The 842-nt window shown below is 68.8% G+C and carries 1 protein-coding gene and 1 pseudogene; one reads left to right on the top strand and one right to left on the bottom strand.

Annotated elements, in window-relative coordinates; genetic code table 11:
* Window positions 1-387, bottom strand: a 387-nt coding sequence (locus tag AX744_RS14080) for a DedA family protein (protein WP_197429242.1), incomplete at its 3' end; no start/stop codon positions are given.
* A 41-nt stretch (window positions 388-428) separates the two neighbouring features.
* Between AX744_RS14080 and AX744_RS14075 the strand changes: the two are divergent.
* A pseudogene (locus tag AX744_RS14075) lies at window positions 429-842 on the top strand (anthranilate synthase component I family protein); the annotation flags it as partial.

The raw sequence follows: 842 nt of genomic DNA, 5'->3' as shown, positions 1-842 counted from the left end.
GAGCGAGTGCAGCACGGGGAGGAACCGGGAGAGGAAGATCGCGATGCCCCCTCGGCGCTCGAGGTAGTTCTCGGCGCGCACCCAGTTGTGCTCGCCGATCTTGCGCCCCAACCAGGACACGCGGATTCGTGGTCCGAGCCAGCGGCCCAGCCAGAAGCCGATGCTCTCGCCGATGAGGGCGCCGATCACGACGGCGACGCCCATCGCGATGCCCTCCAGGGGAGTGGCGACACCCATCGAGGCGATGATCACGATCGTGTCACCGGGGACGATGAGACCGATCAGGATGCTCGTCTCCAGCATCACGGCGAGCCCGGCGATGAGCGTGCGTGCGACCGGGTCGATCGACTGCACGGTGTCGAGGAGCCAGATCAGGAGGTCGTCCACCCCACGAGAATACGGGAGCCGCCCGGTCCTAGGCTGGCAAGGTGCCTGTACTGCTGAGCGCCAGACCCCTTCCCGAGTGGACGGAGCCGTCGTCGGTGTTCCCGATGCTCGAAACGGGGAACGCCGATGTCTTCTGGCTCGACGCCGGCGCGGATGCGACGACGGGATGGAGCTTCATCGGCACAGGGGAGCGTTCGACGCTTCCGCGCGACGTCCGCCTCGACGTCGCAGCCCCGACGCCGGGGCAGCCGCCGTTCACCGGGGGCTGGGTGGGCTGGCTCGACTACGAGAGCGGCGCCGCGGCTGCAGGGGCACCCGTGTCCCCTACGGGCGACGAGACAGATGGGGCATGGCTGAGCGCCGAGCGACTCATCGCCTTCGACCATTCGCACCGACAGGTCTGGGCGCTCAGCGCTGAGAGCGAACTGGAGAGCTGGGAAGCGGCGGTCACCGCG

This window comes from Microbacterium sp. CCH5-D1, assembly GCF_001557335.1.
Taxonomy (GTDB): Bacteria; Actinomycetota; Actinomycetes; order Actinomycetales; family Microbacteriaceae; genus Microbacterium; species Microbacterium oxydans.
The sequence above is the reverse complement of the archived record's forward strand: the minus strand, read 5'-3'. Positions and strand labels throughout refer to the sequence as shown.